Here is a 24,249-nt window from a genome sequence, read left to right on the forward strand (position 1 = left end):
GAGGCGATTCATATGAGCGTTATCAGCGATGTTCTGGCCAACTCTTCGGTCCAGACCCCTACCACCAAAGACAGCCTGACCTCGGCCGCTACCGGCGGGCAGAAACTGGGCAAAGACGCGTTCCTGCAACTGCTGGTTACCCAGCTGAAAAACCAGAACCCGCTCGATCCTCAGGACAACAGCGAGTTCGTGGCACAGCTGGCGCAGTTCAGTAGCCTGGAAGGTATCACCACGCTCAATGATACCGTCAGCGGCCTTGCCAGCAGCTACAGCTCCTCGCAAGCCTTGCAGGCTTCTTCGCTGGTGGGTCGTTCGGTTATCGCGCAGACCGACAAAACGATGGTTGACACCTCCAAGAGCCTCAACGGTACCGTCGTGGTACCGACATCGGTTTCCGCCGCCACCGTCAAGATCACCAACTCGGAAGGCAAAACCATCCGCACCCTCGACCTGGGCAGCCAAAGCGCCGGCAACGCCAGTTTCATCTGGGACGGCAAGGACGATGCGGGTGCGGTGGCACCGGCGGGTACTTACACCTTCGGCGCGACGACCACCATCGACGGCACGAACACCTCACTGATTACTTACCTGCCGGCAACGGTCAACAGCGTGACCATCAGCCAGACCGGCGGTGAGTTGATGCTGAACCTGGCAGGCATGGGCAGCGTTGCCCTGTCCAAAGTTCAAACCATTGGTATATAGAGCCGACTAGCACGGCACAAAGGAGTGGAATATGTCTTTCAATATCGGCCTTAGCGGTCTCTATGCAGCCAACAAACAACTGGACGTGACCGGCAACAACATCGCCAACGTCGCGACCACCGGTTTCAAATCGTCCCGTGCAGAATTCGAAGACGTGTACTCGGCCACTCGCCTGGGTACCGGCAGCAAGACCATTGGTAATGGCGTGCGTCTGGCCAACGTTTCCCAGCAGTTCAGCCAGGGCGACGTGAACAACACCGGCAACGTGCTCGACATGGGCATCCAGGGCAACGGCTTCTTCATCCTCAGCGACAACGGTTCCCTGACCTACACCCGTGCCGGTGCGTTCAAGACCGATGCTGAAAACTATGTGGTTGATAACAACGGCAACCGTCTGCAGGGTTATGGCGTCGATGCCAACGGCAAGATCATCAACGGCGTGTTGACTGACTTGAAGATCGATACTTCGAGTCTGAAACCGAACCCGACGACCAAGGTTGATCAGACGATGAACCTGAACTCGGCTGAAACAACGCCGACGGTGACGCCGTTCAGTCCCACCGATACCAACAGCTATAACAAGACCATTTCTACCAAGGTCTACGATAGCCAGGGTAACGAGCACACCATGGATCAGTACTACGTGAAAACGGGTACCAACGCTTGGCGTGTTCACACTTACATGGACGGTCGTTCCCCGGCCAACCCTGCAACCACGCCTCCAGTGGCGATCACCGCCGACATCACATTCAACTCCAACGGCAGCATCAATACGCTGACGGCGGGTGCTGGCTGGACCCAGACTGGCAACACGCTGACCATGACCGGTTGGGTGCCTGGTGCCGTGACCAACGCCGCAACGACTCCTGTGACCTGGGGCCCGAACGGTTCCGTCGCGGCCACGGGTGGTATTGCGTTCAACATGGCGTTGACCACCTCTTACAACTCGCCAACCGCTCGTACCGCCCAATTCCAGGACGGCTACGCCACTGGCCAGATCTCCAGCCTGACCATCGACGCCAGTGGCGTCATGACAGCCAACTTCAGCAACCAGCAAACCAAGGCTATCGGCCAGGTGGCGGTCGCCAGCTTCGCCAACGAGCAAGGCTTGCAGCCAGTGGGCGGTACCCGCTGGAAAGAAACCTTTGCGTCCGGCGTGGCCGGCGTCGATGCGCCGAAGACCGGTACCCTGGGTTCGGTCGTGTCCAACTCCCTGGAAGAGTCCAACGTTAACCTGACCAACGAACTGGTTGACCTGATCAAGGCGCAGAGCAACTACCAGGCAAACGCCAAGACCATCTCCACCCAGAGCACCATCATGCAGACCATCATTCAGATGACCTGATACTGGGTATCGCTGCATAAAAAACCCCTCGCAAGAGGGGTTTTTTATGGCCGGGATTTTTGTCAGTGGTTGTCTGTGCTGGCCCCTTCGCGGGCAAGCCCGCTCCCACAGGGTTTTGTGTCGTTAGTGGAAACCATGAAAACGCAAAATCCTGTGGGAGCGTGGCTTGCCCGCGATGGCGTCAGACCCGCTACCACATTCATCAAGGCAAAAGAAAACCCCCGACCAATCCAGAGGACTGATCGGGGGTTATCGAGGTAAGCGCCTTTCAGCGCTCACCCGCTCAGCTTATTGGCAAGCTTCGCAATCCGGCTCGTCAATCGCGCAGGCCTTAGGCACTGGCGCCGGACCGGCAGGCGCTGCCAGAACCGAATCGTCGCCGTGGTTGCCGCCGCTGGAAACAGCGTTCAGCTTACCGGTGTTGATGGTCGACTTCTCAGTGCTGGTCGCGGCCAGGGCACGGAGGTAGTAGGTGGTTTTCAGACCACGGTACCAAGCCATGCGGTAGGTCACGTCCAGCTTCTTGCCCGAAGCGCCGGCGATGTACAGGTTCAGGGACTGAGCCTGGTCGATCCACTTCTGACGACGGCTGGCCGCGTCAACGATCCACTTGGTGTCCACTTCGAACGCAGTTGCGTAGAGCTCTTTGAGTTCTTGCGGAATGCGCTCGATCTGCTGTACCGAACCGTCGTAGTACTTCAGGTCGTTGATCATGACCGAGTCCCACAGGCCGCGAGCTTTCAGGTCGCGAACCAGGTACGGGTTGATCACGGTGAATTCGCCCGACAGGTTCGATTTCACATAGAGGTTCTGGTAGGTCGGTTCGATCGACTGCGATACGCCAGTGATGTTGGCGATGGTCGCGGTCGGTGCGATGGCCATGATGTTGGAGTTACGAATGCCTTTCTGCACACGGGCACGAACCGGTGCCCAGTCCAGGGATTCGTTCAGGTCAACGTCGATGTACTTCTGGCCACGCTGCTCGATCAGGATCTGTTGCGAATCCAGCGGCAGGATGCCTTTGGACCACAGCGAACCCTGGAACGTCTCGTAGGCGCCGCGCTCATCGGCCAGGTCGCAGGAAGCCTGGATCGCGTAGTAGCTGACCGCTTCCATCGACTTGTCGGCGAACTCGACGGCAGCGTCCGAACCGTAAGGGATGTGCTGCAGGTACAAAGCGTCCTGGAAGCCCATGATGCCCAGACCGACCGGACGGTGCTTGAAGTTGGAGTTCTTCGCTTGTGGCACCGAGTAGTAGTTGATGTCGATAACGTTATCGAGCATGCGAACGGCGGTGTTCACGGTGCGTTCCAGCTTGGCGGTGTCCAGCTTGCCGTTGGTGATGTGGTTCGGCAGGTTGATCGAGCCCAGGTTGCAAACGGCGATCTCGTCCTTGTTGGTGTTCAAGGTGATTTCGGTGCACAGGTTCGAGCTGTGAACCACGCCGACGTGCTGCTGCGGGCTGCGCAGGTTGCACGGGTCTTTGAAGGTCAGCCATGGGTGGCCGGTTTCAAACAGCATGGACAGCATTTTGCGCCACAGGTCTTTGGCCTGAATGGTCTTGAACAGCTTGATCTTGCCTGGGTACTGGGACAGGGCTTCGTAGTACTCGTAACGCTCTTCGAAAGCCTTGCCGGTCAGGTCGTGCAGGTCTGGAACTTCGGATGGCGAGAACAGGGTCCACGGGCCGTCATCGAAGACGCGCTTCATGAACAGGTCAGGGATCCAGTTGGCGGTGTTCATGTCGTGGGTACGACGACGATCATCACCGGTGTTCTTGCGCAGTTCGATGAACTCTTCGATGTCCATGTGCCAGGTTTCCAGGTAGGCACAGACAGCGCCTTTGCGCTTGCCACCCTGGTTAACGGCAACGGCGGTGTCGTTCACTACTTTGAGGAACGGAACAACGCCCTGGGATTTGCCGTTGGTGCCCTTGATGTACGAGCCCAGCGCACGAACCGGGGTCCAGTCGTTGCCCAGACCGCCTGCGAATTTGGACAACATGGCGTTGTCGTGGATCGCGTGGTAGATGCCCGACAGGTCATCCGGCACGGTGGTCAGGTAGCAGCTCGACAGCTGTGGACGCAAAGTACCGGCGTTGAACAGGGTCGGGGTCGACGACATGTAGTCGAAGGACGACAACAGGTTGTAGAACTCGATCGCACGGTCTTCTTTGTTCTTCTCTTCGATTGCCAGGCCCATGGCCACGCGCATGAAGAAAATCTGCGGCAGTTCGAAGCGGATACCGTCCTTGTGGATGAAGTAACGGTCGTACAGGGTTTGCAGGCCCAGGTACGTGAACTGCTGATCGCGCTCGTGGTTGATTGCCTTGCCGAGTTTTTCCAGGTCGAAAGTCGCCAGAACCGGGTTCAGCAATTCGAATTCGATACCCTTCGCGATATAGGCTGGAAGCGCCTTGGCGTACAGATCGACCATTTCGTGGTGGGTCGCGCTCTCGGCGACGCCCAGGAAGTTCAGGCCTTCGGCACGCAGGGTGTCCATCAGCAGGCGAGCAGTCACGAACGAGTAGTTCGGCTCACGCTCGACCAGCGTACGGGCGGTCATCACCAGAGCGGTGTTGACGTCGGTCAGGGCCACGCCGTCGTACAGGTTCTTCAGGGTTTCGCGCTGGATCAGGTCGCCGTCGACTTCTGCAAGACCTTCGCACGCTTCGGTAACGATGGTGTTAAGACGACCCATGTCCAGAGGTGCAAGGCTGCCATCGGCGCGAGTGATGCGGATCGACGGGTGAGCGTTAACTGCTTCTTCGGCCGGTGCGTGGGCAGCGCGTTCTTTGGAACGACCGTCACGGTAGATCACGTAGTCGCGGGCAACTTTCTGCTCGCCGGCACGCATCAGGGCCAGTTCGACCTGGTCCTGGATTTCTTCGATGTGGATGGTGCCGCCCGATGGCATGCGACGCTTGAAGGTCGCGGTGACCTGTTCGGTCAGGCGGGCAACGGTGTCGTGGATGCGCGACGAAGCGGCAGCGGTGCCGCCTTCAACTGCAAGAAACGCTTTGGTGATGGCGACGGTGATTTTGTCATCGGTGTAAGGAACGACAGTCCCGTTACGCTTGATCACGCGCAGTTGGCCAGGCGCGGTGGCGGACAGATCCGAATTCGAATCGGCGGCCTGCGGCAAGGTGCCCTGCGGGTTCTCGCGAGTTGTGTCGGTTTGCATGGGGGGTTGTCTCCACATTCTCTATGTTTGTTTGGGCACCATCACGGTGCCCACCGTTCTGTCCTGAAGCACTACAACCGACGTGGCGTCGGGCATAACAACTTCGGGACAGTAGGAAAAAGGCTAATGATGCCGCTTCCTTGCCGAAGTCTTTGGCCGCGAGCCTGGGCTCGAAGCCGGATTCCTTTCTGGGGTGCCAGTTTTGACTGCAACACCCGTACCGTTCTGGCTGTTCTGGCCTGAAAAAACGGTGCCATCCGCACAGGCGGTTTGGGCTTGTAAAATCGTGCTTGGTTCAACCATAAACAGGCAATAAAGCGCTTGAGTTTCTGGTCTGAAATGTGGTTGGGCTTTTTAGTGAAAACCCTACATGTAGGGTTTTTTTAGCGCCGAGGTACAAGATAATGCGTTTTTGAGGGTGTTGCAACGTACTACCTGTGGATAAACCTGTGCGTAAATTGTGTGTGAAAGGTGGAACAAGCGTGTAGGCCGCGACCTAGCTGGAGCGGACTGTTTTTCACTGATTTTCAGCGATTGAAAACAGTCATTCGGATTTTTAAGGGCGCGAACCCTATCACAAAAAACCGCTGTGTCCGAACGCATTTACGCGCTTGTGTTCCAGACGTGCGCCGTTTATACAATCGGCCAATGCAGATGCATTCTTATCCTCCCCAATCATTACAAAAAGACGGGCGGATCCTTCCCTATAAAGTGATGTTGGCAAGCAGAGGTCACCGTGGAGCAAGAAGTCTGGCAGGTATTGATTGTCGAGGACGACCAGCGTCTGGCCGAACTGACCCGCGACTACCTCGAAGCCAATGGCCTGCGCGTCTCGATCGAGGGCAACGGCGCCCTTGCCGCGGCACGCATCATCAAGGAAAAACCGGACCTGGTGATCCTCGACCTGATGCTCCCCGGCGAAGATGGCCTGAGCATTTGCCGCAAGGTTCGCGACAAGTATGACGGCCCGATCCTGATGCTCACCGCGCGCACCGATGACACCGATCAAATCCTCGGCTTGGACCTCGGCGCCGACGACTACGTCTGCAAACCGGTTCGCCCACGCCTGCTGCTGGCGCGCATCCAGGCCTTGTTGCGGCGCAGTGAAACCCCTGAAACCGCTCCGGAGAAACAACGGCGTCTGCAGTTCGGCCCGCTGGTGGTGGACAACGCGTTGCGCGAGGCCTGGCTGCATGACAAAGGCATCGAGTTGACCAGCGCCGAGTTTGATTTGCTCTGGCTGCTGGTGGCCAACGCCGGGCGTATTCTGTCTCGCGAAGAAATTTTCACCGCACTGCGCGGTATCGGTTATGACGGCCAGGACCGCTCCATCGACGTGCGCATTTCACGCATCCGGCCGAAGATCGGCGATGACCCGGAGCATCCGCGACTGATCAAAACCATCCGCAGCAAAGGCTATCTGTTCGTTCCGGAAGCCTGCACCCTGTGAACTCGATCTTCCTGCGCATCTACGGCGGCATGTGCGCGGCGCTGATTCTGGTGGCCGTGCTCGGCGTGCTGGCCTTGCACTTGCTCAATCAGGTGCGCAGCGAGCAATACCGTGAGCGCCTGGCCCACGGCACGTTCTCGCTGATGGCCGACAACCTGCAACCGATGAACGAAACCGAGCGCCATCGGGCCTTGCTGGTGTGGGAGCGCTTGCTCGGGATTCCGCTGGCGCTGAAGACATTCCCCCAAACCGACCTCGACCTCACCCAGCGCACCCGCGTGCTGCGCGGCCAGGCCCTGGTGGAGCAGACCGGTCCGCACGCGGCGAAGGTTTATCGCCTGGTCAGCGACAAGGAACAACTGGTGCTTACGGGGGAAGTCCAGCAGATCAGCGAGCAACTGGCGCGAGCGACCATTTATCTGCTGGCTGACGAACTGGTGCGCTACCCGGTGGCCGAGCAGCCCAAGCGTCTGGCGCAATTAAAGGAAGAGAAGGGTTTCGGCTTCGATCTGCAATTGGTCACGATCGATCAGGCCGACATGGACGAAGATCAGAGCCGCCGTGTATCCGAAGGCGACACGGTAATGGCGCTGGGCAAGGGCGGTGACTCGATCCGGGTGTTTGCCGGCATGGTCGGTACGCCGTGGGTGCTGGAAATCGGCCCGCTGTATCAGATGAATCCTTACCCGCCCGAGTGGCTGGTGCTGATCGCGGCTCTCGGCCTGAGCCTGATCGGTTTGATCGTCTATCTGTTGGTGCGTCAACTCGAGCGCCGTTTGCGCGGTCTGGAAGCCGCCGCCACACGGATCGCCCAGGGCAGCCTGGAAACTCGCGTACCGGCACGCGGCGCGGACTCGGTGGGGCGCCTGGCCTCGGCGTTCAACGGCATGGCCGAGCACTTGCAGCAATTGTTGGCGATTCAGCGAGAACTGGTGCGTGCCGTGTCCCATGAACTGCGCACACCGGTCGCGCGTTTGCGTTTTGGCCTGGAGATGATCGGCTCGGCCACCACGCCTGAGGCGCTGGAAAAATACCGCGAAGGGATGGATCACGACATCGAGGACCTCGATCGGCTGGTCGACGAGATGCTCACCTATGCGCGGCTGGAGCAAGGTTCGCCGGCGCTGAACTTTCAGCGGATCGATCTGGATGCGCTGGTCAATCAGGTGATCGAAGAACTGGCGCCACTGCGCGCCGAGGTCACGGTACAGCGAGGCTTGTGCCTGTCGGCCGCCGATTGCGACGACGCCTGGGTCGAGGCCGAGCCGCGTTACTTGCACCGGGCGTTGCAGAACCTGGTGAGCAACGCCATGCGCCATGCTCATTCACGGGTGACCGTCAGTTATCAGGTGGGGCAGCAGCGCTGTCGGGTGGATGTCGAGGATGACGGACCGGGTGTGCCGGAAACCGCGTGGGAGAAAATCTTCACCCCGTTTCTGCGCCTCGATGACAGCCGCACCCGCGCCTCGGGCGGGCATGGGTTGGGGTTATCGATCGTGCGGCGGATCATCCATTGGCATGACGGGCGAGCATTGATCGGCAAGAGCAAAAGCCTGGGCGGGGCCTGTTTCAGTTTGAGCTGGCCGAGGAATCAGGAGCGGCGTTGAGATTGTTGGTGTGCTTTAGGGCCTCATCGCGGGCAAGCCCGCTCCCACAGTTTCAGTGATGCTCACAGATTTTGTGTACGACACGGACCCTGTGGGAGCGGGCTTGCCCGCGATGAGGCCCTAAAGGACACTGAAAGCCTTCAGGCCTTGATACTGACCAGACTCAACAACTGCCCATCCATCACTGCAAACTGCGCATCCAGCTCAATGCCGCTACGCCATTCACTGGACAGGTCAGTCAGCAACCGCAATCGCACTTCACCACCCGCGCTCCACTCCAGCACTTCGGCGTGTTCGAAATAGAAGCGCTTCTGCACAATCGGGTAGAGCGCCTTGAACAGGCTTTCTTTCACCGAAAACGTCAGCGTCACCCACAGTGCCAATTGATCACGAGCGCCGCCAGCCATACGCTGCAACTCAGGCCCGGTGAGAATTTCCCCGGCCAGGCGTTCGGCGCGCTCCGTGTCGAGCAGGTTTTCCAGGTCCATCCCCAAGCCGCGCCAGTGCGCCTTGTTCGCGACAATCGCCGCGGCCCGGCCGGTGCTGTGGGTGATCGAACCGGTGATATGCGCCGGCCACACCGGTGCGCGGTCCTCGCCAATCGCCGGAATGAAACTCAGCCCTTCCAGTTGTTGCAACGCCGCCCGAGCGCAGACTCGCCCGGCGAGAAACTCGGCTTGGCGCTTGGCCACCGAACGCTGAATGCTCGCAGGCGGCTCGATGGCGCTGCGCTGGAAGTCATCGCTGGCCAGTTGTTTGGTATCGAAGTGGGTACCCAACAAGACCGTATCGGGCAGCACAAACGGCAGCGGCCAATGGGCGTCGAGTGGGGTACAGCAGACGGGTAGGGCGGGGACGGGATTCATGACCGGCATTTTGCCGGGTTGCCTTGAGGCTGGGTAGTAGCTGAGCGCTTTTGTGGCGAGGGAGCTTGCTCCCCCTCGGCTGCGAAGCAGTCGTAAACCGGTGAATGCGGTGTGTCTGAAAAACGTGATTGCCGGGTTTGGGGCCGCTTCGCAGCCCAGCGGGAGCAAGCTCCCTCGCCACAGGGAGCAATGCTCGGCTCAGTGCTGTCGGTGTGTCAGCTAAATATCTTCTTGAAAAACGCCTGCATGTCCGCCCACGACTTTTCATCCGCGGTCTTGCTGTAACCAATGTCCGGCCCGCCATGGTCGCCATGGCTCAGGCGATCCGCCTCGGGATTGCTGAACCCATGCTTGGCGCCTTCAAGGGTGACGAACTTGTAGTCGGCTTTGGCCTTGTCCATTTCCGTCTTGAACGCTGCCACGTTTTCCGCCGTGACCATGCTGTCCAGGGCGCCATGCTCCACCAGGATTTTCGCCTTCACACTGCCCGGCGTCGCTGGCGTATTGGTCACCAGCGCACCATGGAAACTCACCACGCCTGCCAGCGGCACGCCTTGACGCGCCGCATCCAGCACCACCTTGCCGCCGAAGCAATAACCGATGGCCGCCAGTTTGTCCGGATCGGTCTGTGGTTGTTTCTTCAGTAAATCGAGCCCGGCCTGAAACCGTGCACTGGCCGCTGCGCTGTCCTTCAATGCTGCTTGCATGAAGGCCATGGCGTCCTTGGCGTGTTCGGTGTTCTTGCCGTCGCCAAACATGTCGATCGCCAGCGCGCTGTAACCCAAACCAGCCAGATCACGGGCGCGACGCTTGGCGTAATCGTTGAGGCCCCACCACTCATGTACCACCACCACGCCCGGACGCGGGCCTTTGATGGCGTTGTCGTAGGCGTAATAGCCGATCAGCTTGGTGCCATCGGCACTCTGGTAGGGAATTTCCTGGGTCTGGATGGCGGCCTGGCTGGCCCCGCTCAGAGCCAGTAATACGAGGGCGAGAAACGCGCGCATGATCAAACCTCCTTATTAAGAGTTGTCTGAACAGCGTAGTCGATTTGATTCAGCTCAGGTTCAGAGTGCGTTCAGGGGCAGTACAGGGAGGGGTGCGTAACCTTGCCCCGTACCCAAAAAGCACATAGCGCATGAGGAAACTCCCGAATGACTACTTTTAAAAAACTGTTTCTGGCTTTCACCATGATGGGCGCCAGTATTGCGGCCCACGCCGATACCACCAATTTCGCCGGGCTGACCTTTGGCCAGACCAGCGACAAGGTTAAAAAATCCAGCGCCCTGAACGACAACCTCAACCACCCGAACGCCGACGGCGTGATCGGCAAGGACAACACCTGGGGTGTGCGTCTGGGCCAGCAAGACAGCAAGGGCCGCTACTACGCCACTTACGACAACGTGTCGGGCTCGCACAATGGCATTAAACTGCGTCAGGAAAACCTGCTGGGCAGCTACGATCTGTTCTACCCGGTGGGTGGCAGCACCAAATTGTTCGGTGGTGCCACGGCTGGTTTGACCAAACTGACCCAGGATTCGCCAGGCTTCAGCCGCGACAGCGACATCGGTTACGCCATTGGCGGCCAGGTTGGTGTATTGCAGCAAGTTTCGCAAAACACCTCGGTCGAGCTGGGTTACCGTTACCTGCGCAGCAACGCCAGCACCGAGATGAGCGAGCGCGGCGGCAGCAAACAGGGCTCGCTGGATTTGACCAGCAGCGCCCAGACTTACCTGTCCGCCAACTACGCTTTCTAAAAAGCGTTTCGTGAGGGTATGCGCCGAGGCCCGTCTGTTAAACGCAATCCCTGTGGGAGCGGGCTTGCCCGCGATGACGGCAGCACATTCACCATTGATGTGTCAGGCAGATCGCTATCGCGGGCAAGCCCGCTCCCACAGGTTCTGCGGTCGAACTGACTGGCATTAGTGCACACGCCGGATCAACCCAAGGTTGATCCGGCGTCGCCATGTTAGCCATCGAGGTGCGCATGCCTTTGTATGTGTTGCGCCTTTGGAGATGTTGATTTGCCCAGGAGAGCGTTATGAAATTGCTGGTCGTCGAAGATGAAGCGCTGTTGCGCCATCACCTGCAAACCCGCCTGACGGATAGCGGCCACGTGGTCGAGTCCGTGGCCAACGCCGAGGAGGCGCTGTACCAGGCCGAGCAGTTCAACCATGACCTGGCGGTGATCGACCTCGGTCTGCCGGGCATGGGCGGGCTCGACCTGATTCGTCAGCTGCGCTCCCAAGGCAAGACCTTCCCGATCCTGATCCTCACCGCGCGCGGCAACTGGCAAGACAAGGTCGAAGGCCTCGCCGCCGGTGCCGACGACTACGTGGTCAAGCCGTTCCAGTTCGAAGAGCTGGACGCCCGCCTGAATGCCTTGCTGCGCCGCTCCAGCGGTTTCACCCAGTCGACCATCGTCGCCGGTCCCTTGTTGCTGGACCTCAATCGCAAGCAGGCGTCCCTCGATGAGCAGCCGCTGGCGTTGACCGCCTACGAATACCGGATCCTCGAGTACCTGATGCGCCATCACCAGCAAGTGGTGGCCAAAGACCGCTTGATGGAGCAGCTCTACCCGGATGACGGCGAGCGCGATCCGAATGTGATCGAAGTGTTGGTCGGCCGCTTGCGCCGCAAACTCGAAGGCCCGGCCGGCTTCAAGCCGATCGATACCGTGCGTGGCCTCGGCTACCTGTTCAACGAGCGCTGCACTTGATTCGTTCCCTTCGTGTCCGCTTGATGCTCGCCGCCACGATTCTGGCGGTGTTGTTCATGCTGGCGTTGCTGCCAGCGATGCAGGGCGCGTTCAGCCTGGCGTTGCAGGATTCCATCGAACAACGCCTGGCGTCGGACGTCACCACGCTGATCTCCGCCGCGCGGGTGGATAACAACCGCTTGCAGATGCCGGCGCAGTTGCCTGATGAGCGTTTCAACCTGACCGACAGCCATTTGCTTGGTTACATCTATGACCGCGAAGCTCATCTGGTCTGGCGCTCGAAAGCCACCCAGGAAGAGAACATCAACTACAAGCCGCGTTACGACGGGCGCGGTAATGAGTTCGCGAGAATTCGCGAAGCCAATGGCGAAGAGTTCTTCGTCTATGACGTCGAGGTCAAACTGCTGGGCGGCAAAAGTGCGGCGTTCAGCATCGTCGCTTTGCAACCGGTGCGTGAATATGAAGTCACCCTCGAAGGCCTGCGGGAAAATCTTTACCTGGGTTTCGGCGCAGCCTTGCTGGTGTTGCTCGCCTTGCTGTGGATCGGCCTGACCTGGGGCTTGCAGGCGTTGCGTCGGCTGAGCCAGGAGCTGGACCAGATCGAAAGCGGCACCCGGGAAAGCCTCAGCGAACAACACCCGCGTGAACTGCTGCGACTGACCGGCTCGCTTAACCGCTTGTTGCACAGCGAACGCGAACAGCGCAGCCGTTATCGCGATTCCCTCGACGACCTGGCCCACAGCCTGAAAACCCCGCTGACGGTGTTGCAAGGGTTCAGCGAAGACATGGCGCAAAAGCCGCAAGAACGCGAGCAGGCCTGGGTGCTGCAAACCCAGATCGAACGCATGAGCCAGCAGATCGGCTATCAGCTGCAACGCGCGAGCCTGCGCAAAAGCGGTCTGGTACGCCATCAGGTACGCCTGCGCCCGGTGCTGCAAAGCCTCTGCGACACGCTGGGCAAGGTCTATCGCGACAAGCCCGTGCGGGTCACTTTTGATCTGCCGCAGCAGTGTTACGTGCCGATCGAACAGGGCGCCTTGCTGGAAATGATGGGCAACCTGCTGGAAAACGCCTATCGCCTGTGCCTCGGTGAAGTACGCATCAGCGTGCGCGAAAGCCTTAGCGGGATTGAGTTGTGCGTTGAAGATGACGGGCCAGGCGTGCCACCGGACCAGCGTGCGCGGATTCTGCAGCGGGGCGAGCGGCTGGATCGCCAGCATCCGGGGCAGGGGATCGGGTTGGCGGTGGTCAAGGACATTATTGAAAGCTACAGCGCCAAGCTGACACTGGGGGATTCACCGATGGGCGGGGCGGCGTTCCGGATTCATTTTCCGGTGGTTTGATCCCTTGGATTGATGGTGTTCTTTCGGGCCTCATCGCGGGCAAGCCCGCTCCCACAGTGATCGGTGTCGTTCACAAATCTTTCGGTCAAAGCAGATACCTGTGGGAGCGGGCTTGCCCGCGATGAGGCCGGTTCAGCCACCACAAGACTCAGTGTCAGACGGATAAACAAGCACTGTTTAAACGACACTTCCAGATACTCTCCCAGGCTACACATCCTTGCGCCGTTGCCTACGACTACGCCAGAATCCGCCGGCTTGTGCGCCTAAGGGCCGGGCTCTATCGTTTCCCTGTCGCTGAAAAACAGCGATCGGGTTTGGTAGCCCGGTTTTTGACTTGGCGCAGAGCGCCACCTGAATGCAGGCCTTTTTTGGGCTTTTGTCTTTATGGTGGCCATGCGCAGGGCGTCTTCGGGCGCGCCGGTTTTCCAAGTCACCGGTCTACCAACCTTCGTATGGCCACCACCCCTTCGTTTGGTAGCGAAAGATGATGGCTCCTCTTTTCTGATTTGGAGATTCATCTATGTTCAAAGTAACGCCCAACCCACCAGAAACCGACGACGTTTCCCCGTACGAATCCCTCGACTCCCAAAAACTCCACGAAGCCGCCGACCGCGCCCTCGATTACTACCTCAAACCGCCCATCCCCAAAGACACCAAGCGCAAACCCAGCACCATCTACCATGTGGGTGCGAAGGTCGATAACGAAACCCTGCTGGTCAACGCCTGCGAATCCCTGGCGTCAGCGAGCATGATGCTCACTGAGTTCGCCGGATTGGTGGACATGCCACATCGCAACATGATGTTGGGGATTCAATCGGTGGTGATGCTCGGCGAGCTGGCGGTGAATCGGGTGCTGGATAACCTCGATCCACAAGGCTAGTCAGGATCTATGGCAAAAGGGGCTTGTTGTGGCGAGGGAGCTTGCTCCCGCTCGGCTGCGCAGCAGTCGTAAAACCGGTGCATGCGGTGTGTCTGAAGAAAACGTGATTGCCGGGTTTGGGGCCGCTTCGCAACCCAGCGGGAGCAAGCTCCCTCGCCACAACAGCTCGGTTAACTGCAAGTTTTGCGGTGTTCTTTGGGGCCACATCGCGGGCAAGCCCGCTCCCACAGGTTTCGACTTCTGACACAAAATTTGTGAACAATACAGCCTCCTGTGGGAGCGAGCCTGCTCGCGATGGGGCCCGTCAATTCAACGCAAAAATCAGTTCTCCTGAGCCCGGTAGGCCCCGGGCGTCAACCCCGTCCATTTCTTGAACGCCCGATGAAACGCCGACGGCTCGGATACCCCCAGCTGCTCGGCAATCTGTTGCAACGACAGATCCGCGCTGACGCTGGGGGATTCGCCGATGGGCGGGGCGGCGTTCAGGATTCATTTTCCGGTGGTTTGAGGGTTCCCGCGAAGGCACCTACTTCGCCGACCGCTCGTCTTAAAGCTGTGTGTACCTGTCAGATCTGACAGTAGGCAAACCCGCTTGCCGACTATCTAATCGACCCTATCGGTGCCGCCCATTCAGACCGCCAGGCGCCTCTATGGAAGGTACGCATTCATGAACAGCCCAATCACCAACGCTGCCCCTGCTTCCAATGGACAAGTCGTTGTATTTCCGCCCGATCGCGGCATCGGCGTGCTGGCTATCACCGCCCCCTATCCACTTGGTTTCAAACCGCAGAACGACGGTGCGTTGGGGATCAACATCAACATGGTGCACGGTGATCGTGACGGACTGCTGGTTTACATCCTGGCCTATCTGAACATGGCCGTCGGCGACTACATCAAGGTTTTCATCGAAACAAAAAACACTCCCGTCGCTCAATTCCCGGTCACCGAAGCGCATTTCGATGCTCAAGGGGGTGGGAAAAACATTCCTTTCTATATTTCGGCCGACACCCTGCTGGCCAAATTTTCACCTCTGCAGTTAGCGAACAAGAACTTCTGGGTCGAGATCAAACGCGTGAGTGGCAACACCGAAGAATCACCACCGGTTCCGTTGCTTTATAAATACCCGGCGCCGGGCGAAGCGGATACCGACGGCGGCAAGCCATTCAACCAGGGCCTTAAATTGCCCGTCGCCTCGGAAAGTGTCGTCGATCAGACTGTGATCAACGACGGCCTGTTCGTGACCGTGCCGGCGTATTTCAATCAACACATCGGTGACGTGGTGGTGCTTGCCTTCGGGTCTTTACTCCTGGAGAGCACTGTCACCGAATTGGGGGATGTGGTCTTTGAACTGACACCAGAAATGCTCGCCACCCTGGCGCCCACCAGCAGCCTGGTGGTGCGCTGGGAGGTGTTCGACGTCGTGGAAAACTCCAGCGGCTGGTCGGATGCACTCATCCTCACCTTCAAACCCGGCATGGTGTTGCTGGCCGCACCGATTTTTGAACAGGCTGACCCCGACAATGTGGTGAATCACGATGGGCTGGCGGGCGGTGCCATGGTGATCCTGGTCACCGGGGTATTTGCAATAAATGATCTGATCAAGCTGACCGTGGAAGGGCTCACCAAGGGTGGCGACCCCGCCACCCGCACCTTCAGCGTGACGTTGGCTGCCGCGAGCAGAGCTTTGGACTTTCCGGTGCCCAACGAGTGGGTACGCAACCTGATTGGCGGTTCGGCGCGGGCCTCCTATACCTTGACCAGGGCCGGCAAGCTCCAGCGCTCGAAACCCGCCGATGCCACCTTCACCGGTACGTCCCTGACATTGGGGCCGCCGATTGTCAGTCCGTTGGTAGACAACAAACTACCGGTCGACACCGCCACGGCCACGGTGCAGGTCGCCGAATACTGGCCGTTGAAAACTGGCGCGACCGTCAAACTCAAATGGCAAACCACCGATCAAGACGGGATTGCGACGCTGTTCATTTTCCAACTGCTCGTCACCGACCCGGCACAACCGATCATTTTCCAAGTGCCCGCCAAATACATCGCCCCCTACGCCAGTACGCCGTTGACCGTGCAATGCACGGTGACCAATGCGGGTGAAGTGGAGGTGTTTTCCGGATTGCTGCAGTTGATGTTTGGTGATGCGACACAAATTGCAGTGGAGCCACCCAAGCTGGTTTCCCCAGCCACAAATCCCCTTGACCCGCTGCGCTATACGCATGTGAGCGTACGAGTTGACCATGCCGCGGCCGTTCCCGGTGACAAGGCACGACTATATTTGCTGAATCCATTGCCGGGTTCGCCCGCGTTTGTCGATCTACCGCTGGATCAGAAATTTGCCCTGTTCACCCTCGATGCCACCTTCCTCGGGCTTTGGCAGGGCAAGGTGCCGCAGTTGGCCTGGAAGTTGATCAAGGGCGAGCAGCCGGTTGCCGAATCGGGGCCATTGGTGTTGACCGTGAACCGGATTGCGGATGGGGATTCACGCTTGCCTACACCGACCATTGAGGGTCGGACGGGGTCGGAACTGGATGTCACCCAACTGGTGGCGGGCGATACGTTAAGTATTGCGCAATGGTTGCTTCAAGTGGCGGGGCGGTATGTGTGGTTGCGGTGTGACGGGTTTAACAACAGCGGTGCGCCGATATTTTTTGATGTCCTTGATGGTGTACTTCACAACGAAACACAGGGGCTGACGCAGTCGCTCGGGCAGGCGTTGGTGGATTGGTTTAAAACACTCAAGCATGGCACTCCTGCGACGATCACGTTCAGGGTCAACTATTCCGGAGCACGCGACTTGCTAACGGCGGTGGCTTTTCCTGTACGTACTTATATGGTTAAGGCTGAACCCGATATTCCGGAGCTTATTGTGGATCCTTCGCTGCTCAGTTTGAAAGGAGAGAACTTTACGTTCAGATATAATTTTTATTACACCGGTGACGATGCCCCCGGCACAGCTGCAGATCGGAGCGCAAAAGGTGGAGTGGGTACGATTACCTATGAGTCACATAACCCATTAATCGCGTCAGTCGATGCCAAAGGGAGGGTCCGAAGCGAAGGAAATGGCAGAACGACAATAGTGGTTCGCGATACTGCGGGTCAACAAAAGTCATTTGATGTCGAAACGGCGAATGTCACCCACGTCGAATACACCCCACAATTAACTCTCGCGAATGCAAGAACGTACATAAGTCAGGTAGGTGGCACTATGATTGCTAACAACTTGGCAGATAGCCGGGTGCAAATAGCATCTAGACGTTCAAGTCAGTTCGCCATCGCCATAGGAATTCCAGCGTCAAATAGTTACCACGGTCAGGTTACAATTTCGCGAACTTTAGGAGCGTCAGTACGATTCGGTGTATCTACGTTCAATGCGAACGGAACAACAGCTGTTCACTATTGGATTAATAGACCAGCAGATTAATTGATTCGATCCAGAGCACAGAAAAACGGACGCATTTAATTATCTAGCCGATCTTGCACCCCGTGAGGCCTGAGTGAGTATTAAACGGAGATGTTTAAAAAGACACCTCCAGATACTCACTCAGGCTACACATCCTTGCGCCGTTGCCTACGACTGCGCCAGAATCCGCCGGCTTGTGTGCCTTGGGCCGGATCTCTATTGTTTCCCGGTCGCTGACAAATCAGCGATCGGGTTTAGCGACCCGACCAGGTATAAGCGCAACACTTCAGTCTTGCTGCAGGCGAACGTCTGCAGTTTCGATATGGCGGCTGTGCGCGGGAGACCCTCGGGTCTGCCGGGTCTTATACCTCTCGGTTCGCTAACCTGCGTACAGCCGCCACCCTTACTTGTTTAGCGACAGGTTCTGGTGGCTCCATCAGGTATAAGGAGCTTCACCATGTTCAAGATCACACCCAACCCACCCGAAACCGACGACGTTTCCCCCTACGAATCCCTCGACTCCCAAAAACTCCACGAAGCCGCCGACCGCGCCCTCGATTACTACCTCAAACCGCCCATCCCCAAAGACACCAAGCGCAAACCCAGCACCATCTACCATGTGGGTGCGAAGGTCGATAACGAAACCCTGCTGGTCAACGCCTGCGAATCCCTGGCGTCAGCGAGCATGATGCTCACTGAGTTCGCCGGATTGGTGGACATGCCACATCGCAACATGATGTTGGGGATTCAATCGGTGGTCATGCTCGGCGAGCTGGCGGTGAATCGGGTGCTGGATAACCTCGACCCGCAAGGCTAGTCAGGATCTATGGCAAAAGTGGCTTGTTGTGGCGAGGGAGCTTGCTCCCGCTCGGCTGCGCAGCAGTCGCAAAGCCTGAGCATGCGGTATGTCTGAAAAACCGTGATTGCCGGAATTGGGGCCGCTTCGCAACCCAGCGGGAGCAAGCTCCCTCGCCACAACAGCTCGGTTAACTGCAAGTTTTGCGGTGTTCTTTCGGGCCTCATCGCGGGCAAGCCCGCTCCCACAGGTTTCGACTTCTGACACAAAATTTGTGAACAACATGGCCCCCTGTGGGAGCGGGCTTGCCCGCGATGAGGCCAGTCAATTCAACGCAAAAATCAGTTCTCTTGCGCGCGGTAAGCGCCGGGCGTCAACCCCGTCCATTTCTTGAACGCCCGGTGAAACGCCGACGGCTCGGAAAACCCCAGCTGCTCGGCAATCTGCTGCAACGACAGATCCGCACGCCCCAGGTGATAAATCGCAATGTCCCGCCGCAGCTGATCCTTCAATTCCTGAAAACTCGTGCCTTCTTCGCGCAAATGCCGACGCAACGTTTGCGGGCTGATGTGCAGGTGCGCGGCCACGGCTTCCAGGTCCGGCCAGTGTGCACTGTCGCGGCTGAGCAAGCGGCGCAACTGGCTGCTCAGGCTGTCGCCTTCGTCGGGGCGTGATAACAGGTCGGCGGGGGAGCGTTCGAGAAAGTGCTTGAGGGTGCGTTCGTCCTGCAACAGCGGCATGTTCAGGTAGCGACTGTGAAACAGCAGGCTGCTTGGCGCGGGGGCACTCGAGAACTCAAGCGGGCAGGAAAACAGCAAATCGTATTCGGCCCCGTGTTCGGGCCTCGGGTAGCTGAACGTGGCCTGCTCCAGACGAATGCGCTGGCCGATCAGCCAGCTGCCAAACCGATGCCAGATCACCAACAGGCTTTCACTGAGGAAGTGGTCCGGGTCCCACAGCAGCGAATCGTCGAGGCTCAGGCGAACCATGTCGCCTTCGTGGCTCAGCGTCAGACGCGGCGCGCCGGGGAACAGGCTGTAGAACAACAAGCCGCGGTTGAGCGCTTTCTCCAGCGTGCGGCAGTGAATCACCGCGTGGCACATCATCGCGAAGCTGCCGGGTTTGCTCGGCGCCAGCCCGAAGCCCAGGTATTCATCATCCAGAGCCAGCCACAGCCCTTGGATCAATCGGGCGAACTGCTCGGGCGCGATTCGGGCGCGCGGCTCCTCGAGCAACTCTGGGCTGATCCCCAGTTGCTGCAACAGACTCGAATAGTCATAGCCACGCCGACGCGCGCCACCGAGGGCGGCACGGGCGAAATGGCTGGCGATGGTGCGTTCACGCATAGAGGGCAGGTCCGTCCACTGAGTATTGGAGAGTAGCGGTGCCGGTCGATGATGAACAAGGCGGATATCCGCCAAATTGCAGGACGAGGTTTGGTTGATGGGCGGATATCCGCCACATCGTTGTAATGGGGCGGTGACGAAAAAAAACCTGTAACCCTTGATGTCACAAGGCTGGCAGCTTTTTTTTCGAAGGTGGCACGGGCCTTGCGATACAAGCCGCAGAGGTCTGCTATCGCGCAGCTCGACAAAACAAATCCCTCCAGTGCAGGAGGGTTCGCAAATGAGGTGTCAGGGACAACAGTTGGATGTTGTTACTGGGGCACTCTTGAGGAACTTTGCAATGACGACTCGTCAGCCACTGTATAAATCCCTGTACTTCCAGGTGATCGTTGCCATCGCTATCGGCATCCTGCTCGGTCACTTCTACCCGCAGACCGGTGTAGCCCTCAAGCCGCTGGGTGACGGGTTCATCAAACTGATCAAAATGGTCATCGCACCGATCATCTTCTGTACCGTTGTCAGCGGCATCGCCGGCATGCAGAACATGAAATCGGTCGGCAAGACCGGCGGCTATGCGCTGCTGTACTTCGAAATCGTCTCCACCATTGCCTTGCTGATCGGTCTGGTCGTGGTCAACGTCGTGCAACCGGGCGCCGGCATGCACATCGACGTAACCACTCTGGACACCAGCAAAATCGCTGGCTTCATCTCGGCCGGTAAAGACCAGAGCATCATTGCCTTTATCCTCAACGTGATCCCGAACACCATCGTCGGCGCCTTCGCCAACGGCGATATCCTGCAAGTGCTGATGTTCTCGGTGATCTTCGGTTTCGCCCTGCATCGCCTGGGTGCCTACGGCAAACCGGTGCTGGACTTCATCGATCGCTTTGCTCACGTGATGTTCAACATCATCAACATGATCATGAAGCTCGCTCCAGTCGGCGCATTCGGTGCGATGGCTTTCACCATCGGTGCCTACGGTGTCGGTTCGCTGGTGCAACTGGGTCAGCTGATGATCTGCTTCTACATCACCTGCATCCTGTTCGTAGTCTTTGTACTGGGCGCCATCTGCCGCGCGCACGGCTTCAGTGTGCTGAAACTGATTCGCTACATCCGTGAAGAGCTGCTGATCGTGCTGGGCACTTCCTCTTCGGAATCCGCGCTGCCACGCATGCTGATCAAGATGGAACGCCTGGGTGCGCAGAAATCGGTTGTGGGTCTGGTGATCCCGACTGGCTACTCGTTCAACCTCGACGGTACTTCGATCTACCTGACCATGGCGGCTGTGTTCATCGCTCAGGCGACTGACACCCCGATGGACCTGACTCACCAGATCACCTTGCTGCTGGTGCTGCTGTTGTCCTCCAAAGGTGCGGCGGGTGTGACCGGTAGCGGCTTCATCGTGCTGGCGGCCACTCTGTCGGCCGTGGGTACTCTGCCGGTTGCTGGCCTGGCGCTGATCCTCGGTATCGACCGCTTCATGTCTGAAGCCCGTGCGCTGACCAACCTTGTGGGTAACGCCGTGGCCACCCTCGTGGTCGCCAAGTGGGTAAAAGAGCTGGACGAAGACAAGCTGCAAGTCGAGCTGGCTTCCGGCGGTCGCGGTATCTCCGATACTCGCGAGGAAGATGACCTGGGTGTGGCTGAAGGCCCAACCCCGGCCAACGTCAAGTAAACACTCTGGCTGCACTGAAAAACCCGCTTCGGCGGGTTTTTTCATGCCTGCGATTTGAGCGCAACGGTCACCACCGCTGACACATAAGGTGATTGCTGCAATGTCCTCGGCTGCCTAGGCTTGGGGGATCGCACTGGAGAACATCTCATGCTCGGTCCACTGGCATCACTCAAGGTTCTGGATTTCTCGACACTGCTACCGGGGCCGTTCGCCTCGTTGCTGCTGGCAGACATGGGCGCCGAAGTGCTGCGCATCGAATCGCCGACCCGCATGGACCTGCTGCGAGTATTGCCGCCGCATGATCAAGGCGTGTCGGCCAGCCACGCGTACCTCAACCGCAACAAGCGCAGCCTGGCGCTGGACCTCAAGCAGCCCGAGGCGCTGGAGGTGATCAAGCAATTGCTGCAGGACCACGACATCGTGCTGGAGCAGTTTCGTCCCGGCGTGATGGACCGGTTGGGTTTGGGGTATGAAGCCTTGAAGGCGATCAATCCGAAGCTGATTTATGTGTCGATCACCGGTTATGGCCAGACCGGTCCCTACAAGGATCGCGCCGGGCACGACATCAACTACCTGGCGCTGGCGGGGCTTTCGAGCCACACCGGTCGCGCCGACAGCGGGCCAGTGCCGTTGGGCATGCAGGTGGCGGATATCGCCGGTGGCTCACTGCACGGGGTGATCGGCCTGCTGGCGGCGGTGATCGCGCGGCAACAGACAGGGCAGGGGCAGCATCTGGATGTGAGCATGACCGACTGCGCCTTCAGCCTGAATGCTATGGCCGGTGCCGGGTATCTGGCCTGTGGCGTGGAGCCGGGCAGGGAAGAGCAGATGCTCAATGGCGGCAGCTTCTATGACTACTACCGCTCGCGCGATGGGCGCTGGTTGTCGGTGGGCAGTCTGGAGCCGGCATTCATGAAGCAGCTGTGTACGGCGCTGGGTGTGGAGGAACTGGCGGTCCAGGGCTTGTCGCCCATACCCGCCCGGCAACAGGCACTCAAGGAGGCGTTGAAAGTTGAATTCGAAAAATATGACTTTGACGAGTTGTGCGCGTTGTTTGCCGAACTCGATGCATGTGTCGAGCCGGTGTTGAGCCTGGGTGAAGCGCTCCGGCACCCGCAGTTACAGGCCCGGGAACTGGTCACGGAAGTGCCGCGAGGCGATGGTTCGACTCAGGCGCAGATGGCTTGCCCGTTGAAGTTTTCGGATGGCTTGCCTGAGCCCCGGCATATCGGTGCGGGGCTGGGTGAGCATACCGATCAGGTGTTGGGGGAGTTGGGGTTTAGTGTTGAGCGGATCGAGGAATTGCGCCGTGCCAGGGTAATTCTTTAGCGGCTGTATCGGCCCCATCGCGGGCAAGCCCGCTCCCACAGGGATCAGCTTTGATTACAAAATTTGTGAACGAATCCGATCATTGTGGGAGCGGGCTTGCCCGCGATGAGGTCGGCCCAAACACCACAAATCTGACTTATTCGACCCGCATCTCGCCACTAAACACCAACGTGCTGCGACAACGCCGGCACAAATACCGCCGCCCCTGTCTCACCAGACCATGACGCTGCGCCGAAAACGGGAAATCGCTGTCGGCGCACGGGCATTTGTAGATGTAGCGGGTCACGCTGCGGCGTTTGACGTCGTAGGTGTGGCAGCGGTTGGGCGGCAGTTCGTAAACACCGCGCATGATCAGTTGCCACTCTTCGCCATGAGGCTGGATGCGGTCGCCGAACAGTTGATGGGCGATCAGGTGCGCGACTTCATGCGCCACGGTCTGCTTGAGGAAGTCTTCGGTGTTTTCCCGGTACAGCTGCGGATTGAAGCGCAGCAGGTTCTCGTGCAAATGCGCGACACCAGCTTTTTGCCCGCGCAGCTTGAGGCTCACCACGGGGCGTTTGAAAGGTCGTTTGAAAAAGGATTCGGCTTGTTGGAAACAGTCTTCGACGCGGGTATTGAGTTGCTCGGGCATGCTTGATGGATCTCCAGAGACGTCGAGTATGCCGCAACCCTCGGGACTTGCGAATCGCTCAGGCGCCGAATGGTCGTTGCTCCTGCTCTTTCTTAGAGAGTAGAAGGCCGCCTTGCGGCGGCCTGTGTTGGCAGATCTAGTTTTTGGTTGGTGTGTTGCTAATTGGTATAGACCGGCCCCACGCCGAGTCCCCAGACAATTACGGTGAACGCCATGATTGCCACCAGCACCACCAGTCCTACGGCGAGTACGGAGCTTGAAAACAGGAATCCCTCGTCCGACGGAATGTTCATGAACGTTGGCAGGCCCACATACAGCAGGTACACCGTGTAGCAAATGGCTGCGGTACCGACGATCATTCCCAGCCACATATGCGGGTACAGCGCCGCCAGACCGCCGATGAACAGTGGCGTTGCGGTATAGGTGGCGAACGCGACACAGCGTGCAAGGCTCGGATTGGCGTCATAGGTGCGGGCCATCCAGTGGATGAACGCGCCCATCACCGCGACACCGCCGAGCATCGCCAGGTACGACATGATGGTCATCCACAGCGCGCTTTCCATGGTCAGCATCACCGGCGCCCGGTTACCAATGACCCAGCCGACCTGCGTGGTGCCGATAAACGCCGACACGGCAGGGATCGCCGCCAGAATCAGGGTGTGCGTGAGGTACATGTGGCTGATGCTTTCCTCCTGGTCGCCACGGATTTCTTTCCATTCCTGGTCAGGGTGGGTGAAGAGCCCCACTACGTGATGGATCATGCCAGTCACTCCTCTTGTTGTTGCCATCGCCCCCCAGCGGAGCGCTTACGGGCCAAAGTGGCCAGGTAAGTACAGGTCTGAATGTGTGTGCGACCTTATGCCGCAGTATAGAAAGGAGTTACCGGTAATAGTGCGAGGGGCTTAGAGCAAATCGCGCTGTAAACACGCTTGTTAATCGCCGCCGGGTCTGTGCCGAATGACCTCTGTGGC

18 protein-coding genes and 1 pseudogene are annotated in these 24,249 nt (G+C 58.6%); 12 read left to right on the forward strand and 7 right to left on the reverse strand.

Features of this window, described 5'->3' with window-relative positions; genetic code table 11:
- Positions 1–12: 12 nt before the first annotated feature.
- The gene (gene flgD / locus AB3226_RS22195; protein ID WP_367374615.1) at positions 13–702 is read left to right on the forward strand and encodes a flagellar hook assembly protein FlgD; all 690 of its coding nucleotides are present in this window, start codon (positions 13–15) and stop codon (positions 700–702) included.
- A gap of 31 nt (positions 703–733) precedes the next feature.
- Positions 734–2,047 (forward strand): flagellar hook protein FlgE, encoded by a 1,314-nt coding sequence (flgE, locus tag AB3226_RS22200; protein ID WP_367374616.1) that lies wholly within the window; start codon positions 734–736, stop codon positions 2,045–2,047.
- Positions 2,048–2,335: 288 nt separating this feature from the next.
- Here flgE and AB3226_RS22205 read toward each other — a convergent pair whose 3' ends face one another.
- Complete coding sequence (locus AB3226_RS22205; RefSeq protein ID WP_367374617.1) at positions 2,336–5,230, reverse strand: ribonucleoside-diphosphate reductase subunit alpha; 2,895 nt, start codon at positions 5,228–5,230, stop codon at positions 2,336–2,338.
- A gap of 736 nt (positions 5,231–5,966) precedes the next feature.
- Between AB3226_RS22205 and AB3226_RS22210 the strand changes: the two genes are divergently transcribed.
- The gene (locus tag AB3226_RS22210; RefSeq protein ID WP_367374618.1) at positions 5,967–6,680 is read left to right on the forward strand and encodes a response regulator; all 714 of its coding nucleotides are present in this window, start codon (positions 5,967–5,969) and stop codon (positions 6,678–6,680) included.
- On the forward strand, positions 6,677–8,287 hold the full coding sequence (locus tag AB3226_RS22215) for an ATP-binding protein (RefSeq protein WP_367374619.1): 1,611 nt from the start codon (positions 6,677–6,679) through the stop codon (positions 8,285–8,287). Before AB3226_RS22210 ends, AB3226_RS22215 begins: the two co-directional genes overlap by 4 nt.
- A 140-nt stretch (positions 8,288–8,427) precedes the next feature.
- Here the strand turns inward: AB3226_RS22215 and AB3226_RS22220 are convergent, their stop codons facing one another.
- Both AB3226_RS22220 and AB3226_RS22225 read right to left on the reverse strand, forming a co-directional pair.
- Positions 8,428–9,153 (reverse strand): 4'-phosphopantetheinyl transferase, encoded by a 726-nt coding sequence (locus tag AB3226_RS22220; protein ID WP_367374620.1) that lies wholly within the window; start codon positions 9,151–9,153, stop codon positions 8,428–8,430.
- Positions 9,154–9,368: 215 nt separating this feature from the next.
- Positions 9,369–10,160, reverse strand: coding sequence for a dienelactone hydrolase family protein (locus tag AB3226_RS22225; protein WP_367374621.1), 792 nt, complete (start codon positions 10,158–10,160; stop codon positions 9,369–9,371).
- 147 nt (positions 10,161–10,307) lie between these two features.
- On the opposite strand from AB3226_RS22225, the gene AB3226_RS22230 reads away from it, so the two are divergent.
- The 4 genes from AB3226_RS22230 to AB3226_RS22245 all read left to right on the forward strand — a co-directional run bounded on the left by AB3226_RS22230 (position 10,308) and on the right by AB3226_RS22245 (position 14,095).
- Positions 10,308–10,910, forward strand: coding sequence for a porin family protein (locus AB3226_RS22230; protein ID WP_218394119.1), 603 nt, complete (start codon positions 10,308–10,310; stop codon positions 10,908–10,910).
- 284 nt (positions 10,911–11,194) lie between these two features.
- Complete coding sequence (locus AB3226_RS22235; protein ID WP_367374622.1) at positions 11,195–11,872, forward strand: response regulator; 678 nt, start codon at positions 11,195–11,197, stop codon at positions 11,870–11,872.
- Complete coding sequence (locus AB3226_RS22240; protein WP_367374623.1) at positions 11,869–13,215, forward strand: ATP-binding protein; 1,347 nt, start codon at positions 11,869–11,871, stop codon at positions 13,213–13,215. Before AB3226_RS22235 ends, AB3226_RS22240 begins: the two co-directional genes overlap by 4 nt.
- A gap of 520 nt (positions 13,216–13,735) precedes the next feature.
- Positions 13,736–14,095: a DUF6124 family protein gene (locus AB3226_RS22245; protein WP_367374624.1), complete on the forward strand. Its 360-nt coding sequence runs from the start codon at positions 13,736–13,738 to the stop codon at positions 14,093–14,095.
- A 321-nt stretch (positions 14,096–14,416) separates the two neighbouring features.
- Here the strand turns inward: AB3226_RS22245 and AB3226_RS22250 are convergent.
- A pseudogene (locus AB3226_RS22250) lies at positions 14,417–14,536 on the reverse strand (helix-turn-helix domain-containing protein); the annotation flags it as partial.
- A 226-nt stretch (positions 14,537–14,762) separates the two neighbouring features.
- Here AB3226_RS22250 and AB3226_RS22255 point away from each other — a divergent pair.
- Both AB3226_RS22255 and AB3226_RS22260 read left to right on the forward strand, forming a co-directional pair.
- The gene (locus AB3226_RS22255; protein ID WP_367374625.1) at positions 14,763–17,522 is read left to right on the forward strand and encodes a hypothetical protein; all 2,760 of its coding nucleotides are present in this window, start codon (positions 14,763–14,765) and stop codon (positions 17,520–17,522) included.
- 436 nt (positions 17,523–17,958) lie between these two features.
- On the forward strand, positions 17,959–18,318 hold the full coding sequence (locus tag AB3226_RS22260; protein WP_367374626.1) for a DUF6124 family protein: 360 nt from the start codon (positions 17,959–17,961) through the stop codon (positions 18,316–18,318).
- A 320-nt stretch (positions 18,319–18,638) separates the two neighbouring features.
- Here AB3226_RS22260 and AB3226_RS22265 read toward each other — a convergent pair whose 3' ends face one another.
- Positions 18,639–19,643, reverse strand: coding sequence for an AraC family transcriptional regulator (locus AB3226_RS22265; protein ID WP_367374627.1), 1,005 nt, complete (start codon positions 19,641–19,643; stop codon positions 18,639–18,641).
- A 340-nt stretch (positions 19,644–19,983) separates the two neighbouring features.
- Here AB3226_RS22265 and AB3226_RS22270 point away from each other — a divergent pair, with 340 nt between their 5' ends.
- Positions 19,984–21,318: a dicarboxylate/amino acid:cation symporter gene (locus AB3226_RS22270; RefSeq protein ID WP_367374628.1), complete on the forward strand. Its 1,335-nt coding sequence runs from the start codon at positions 19,984–19,986 to the stop codon at positions 21,316–21,318.
- Between the two features lie 147 nt (positions 21,319–21,465).
- Entirely contained in the window at positions 21,466–22,647 is a 1,182-nt protein-coding gene (locus AB3226_RS22275) for a CaiB/BaiF CoA transferase family protein (protein WP_367374629.1), read from the forward strand.
- 136 nt (positions 22,648–22,783) lie between these two features.
- Here AB3226_RS22275 and AB3226_RS22280 read toward each other — a convergent pair whose 3' ends face one another.
- Both AB3226_RS22280 and AB3226_RS22285 read right to left on the reverse strand, forming a co-directional pair.
- Positions 22,784–23,278, reverse strand: coding sequence for a SprT family zinc-dependent metalloprotease (locus tag AB3226_RS22280; protein ID WP_008011643.1), 495 nt, complete (start codon positions 23,276–23,278; stop codon positions 22,784–22,786).
- A gap of 158 nt (positions 23,279–23,436) precedes the next feature.
- The gene (locus AB3226_RS22285) at positions 23,437–24,039 is read right to left on the reverse strand and encodes a Yip1 family protein (protein WP_030131100.1); all 603 of its coding nucleotides are present in this window, start codon (positions 24,037–24,039) and stop codon (positions 23,437–23,439) included.
- Positions 24,040–24,249 lie beyond the last annotated feature (210 nt).

The sequence above is a fragment of the Pseudomonas lini genome (assembly GCF_964063345.1).
GTDB classification, from domain to species: domain Bacteria; phylum Pseudomonadota; class Gammaproteobacteria; order Pseudomonadales; family Pseudomonadaceae; genus Aquipseudomonas; species Aquipseudomonas lini_B.

Excerpts from the sequence above, each read along its gene's own strand:
- flgD (WP_367374615.1), top strand. The coding sequence starts at position 13 with ATGAGCGTTATCAGCGATGTTCTGGCCAACTCTTCGGTCCAGACCCCT.
- flgE (WP_367374616.1), top strand. The coding sequence starts at position 734 with ATGTCTTTCAATATCGGCCTTAGCGGTCTCTATGCAGCCAACAAACAA.
- AB3226_RS22205 (WP_367374617.1), bottom strand. The coding sequence starts at position 5,230 with ATGCAAACCGACACAACTCGCGAGAACCCGCAGGGCACCTTGCCGCAG.
- AB3226_RS22220 (WP_367374620.1), bottom strand. The coding sequence starts at position 9,153 with ATGAATCCCGTCCCCGCCCTACCCGTCTGCTGTACCCCACTCGACGCC.
- AB3226_RS22225 (WP_367374621.1), bottom strand. The coding sequence starts at position 10,160 with ATGCGCGCGTTTCTCGCCCTCGTATTACTGGCTCTGAGCGGGGCCAGC.
- AB3226_RS22230 (WP_218394119.1), top strand. The coding sequence starts at position 10,308 with ATGACTACTTTTAAAAAACTGTTTCTGGCTTTCACCATGATGGGCGCC.
- AB3226_RS22235 (WP_367374622.1), top strand. The coding sequence starts at position 11,195 with ATGAAATTGCTGGTCGTCGAAGATGAAGCGCTGTTGCGCCATCACCTG.
- AB3226_RS22245 (WP_367374624.1), top strand. The coding sequence starts at position 13,736 with ATGTTCAAAGTAACGCCCAACCCACCAGAAACCGACGACGTTTCCCCG.
- AB3226_RS22255 (WP_367374625.1), top strand. The coding sequence starts at position 14,763 with ATGAACAGCCCAATCACCAACGCTGCCCCTGCTTCCAATGGACAAGTC.
- AB3226_RS22260 (WP_367374626.1), top strand. The coding sequence starts at position 17,959 with ATGTTCAAGATCACACCCAACCCACCCGAAACCGACGACGTTTCCCCC.
- AB3226_RS22265 (WP_367374627.1), bottom strand. The coding sequence starts at position 19,643 with ATGCGTGAACGCACCATCGCCAGCCATTTCGCCCGTGCCGCCCTCGGT.
- AB3226_RS22270 (WP_367374628.1), top strand. The coding sequence starts at position 19,984 with ATGACGACTCGTCAGCCACTGTATAAATCCCTGTACTTCCAGGTGATC.
- AB3226_RS22275 (WP_367374629.1), top strand. The coding sequence starts at position 21,466 with ATGCTCGGTCCACTGGCATCACTCAAGGTTCTGGATTTCTCGACACTG.
- AB3226_RS22280 (WP_008011643.1), bottom strand. The coding sequence starts at position 23,278 with ATGCCCGAGCAACTCAATACCCGCGTCGAAGACTGTTTCCAACAAGCC.
- AB3226_RS22285 (WP_030131100.1), bottom strand. The coding sequence starts at position 24,039 with ATGATCCATCACGTAGTGGGGCTCTTCACCCACCCTGACCAGGAATGG.